This is a genomic window from Methylobacterium nigriterrae (assembly GCF_037106235.1).
Classification (GTDB): Bacteria; Pseudomonadota; Alphaproteobacteria; order Rhizobiales; family Beijerinckiaceae; genus Methylobacterium; species Methylobacterium nigriterrae.
In genome coordinates this window covers 1-415 of sequence record NZ_JBAWTG010000578.1, presented here as the reverse complement: position 1 = coordinate 415, position 415 = coordinate 1, and the positions used below count along the sequence as shown (strand labels likewise).

The window sequence follows — 415 nt, the reverse complement described above, 5'->3', positions numbered from 1 at the left end:
CGTGCGCCCTCCACGGCGTAGCGGAAGGAAGGATCGTTCATCAGATCGGCCGGGCGCGGCATGTCGGCCTCCAGGTTACCGGAGCACACTGCAGCGAACGCTGACGGCCTGCGCCGTCATAGGACGGGTTTTCAGCGCGGCAGAGATCCCGGCGTCTTGGCGCTGTCGCTGCAACGCCCTCCATCTTGGGCGTTCAGATGCGGGACGAAACCGCGCTTACGCCTGCCGGTCCCCAAGGAGCCGCTCGTACTCCGCCTCTGGCCCGCCGTAGGAGGCGCCCGCCAGATCCCGCAGCCTTGCGCGATCCCGGATCGTGATCGAGCCGCGCTGAGTTTCAATCAGCCCGGACCGCTCAAAGGCCGACACCGCCTCCGTCAGGCCCGGACGGTTGACCCCGAGCATCAGCGACAGGAAC

1 protein-coding gene is annotated in these 415 nt (G+C 67.7%); it reads right to left on the bottom strand.

What is annotated here, in order from left to right:
• Window positions 1-216: 216 nt before the first annotated feature.
• Window positions 217-415: helix-turn-helix domain-containing protein (locus WDW90_RS38310; protein ID WP_336492902.1), on the bottom strand; the 199-nt coding region annotated here is incomplete at its 5' end.